Annotated in this window: 1 protein-coding gene; it reads left to right on the forward strand. The window is 43.3% G+C overall.

Annotated features, from left to right (window positions below; genetic code table 11):
* Positions 1-990: ISLre2 family transposase (locus IEX12_RS23090; protein WP_188725994.1), on the forward strand; the 990-nt coding region annotated here is incomplete at its 5' end.
* Positions 991-1144 lie beyond the last annotated feature (154 nt).

A 1144-nucleotide genomic window follows, 5' to 3' on the forward strand; every position in this document is an offset into this window, starting at 1 on the left:
GTAGGAAATATGGTAAAGACTGTGGGTAAAGCCCAGGCAGAGATGGATCAAGAGATGGTGAAAGAGTTGGATGAAGCAGCGTCCCTGCCAGAAGGAAAAAAGGTTGATTTCTTTTATGCGGAGGCAGATGGTGTTTTTGTCCGCGGACTCCAAAAAAAACAGAGTATGGAAGTGCACCATGCGATCATGTATGAAGGATGGGAGAAAAACGGGAAACGTGTATCCCTTAAGGAACCGACAGTAATTATGACAACGCAATCTACAGATGCATTTTGGGATGAAACGCAGGCGATGGCATCCAGCCGATATACACTGGAAGACGCACAGGTTGTTACTAACAGTGACGGTGGCCCGGGTTATACAGTTGAAAGGTTTCAAGCTGCTTTTTCCCAATCGAATAAACCGATTTTAAACCAACTGGATGACTATCATATCTCACAAGGATTTAACCGTGCATTTGGCAGTGCAGGAAATGCCTATAAAGATGCAGGGAGAAAGGCACTGAAGGAACATGATTTAGAAGGATTCAAGCTTCAATTAGATACATACGAAAGCACATTGGAAGACGATAAGCAGATGGAGAAAATCAACGTCTTTCGCAGTTACATTCTCAACAATTGGGAACGCATTTACGACTGGCGGGATATTGTAACAGACAGCCCTAGAGATGCCAGGAAACTCGGTGCTATGGAATCCAACCAGCGGCATGTGTCTTTTCGTATGAAAAAGCGTGGAATGCATTGGAGTAATGATGGTGCGGAGGCAATGGTGAAAATCAAACAAGGCATGTTGAATAATACATTGCGTAACGCTTATCTGAAATGCAATGAACGGAGTACCAGGAAACAACGGGATGTAAAAAAAGCTGTCAGAGTGGCCCAATTATTACGTCAGCCAACACAACCATCTATTGGTGTAAAACAAGGTTCTGTCGCTTTATATGCGGCTCATTCAACAGCCATAGGTAACTTATTTAAAATATTACAATAAACCTCGTTTTTGATGGAACGGTCTTTGGTTTTTAAGACCGTTCTGTCAAAAATGAGGCCAGCAAGCGACAGCGCGGTAGCCGAACAAGGTGTACAAAATGGGAGCGCCTGAAATATTGGTATGAAAGCAACGTCGAGAAAAACTTGACACATAC

It is taken from the genome of Lentibacillus populi, from assembly GCA_014642895.1.
Classification (GTDB): Bacteria; Bacillota; Bacilli; order Bacillales; family Amphibacillaceae; genus Lentibacillus_C; species Lentibacillus_C populi.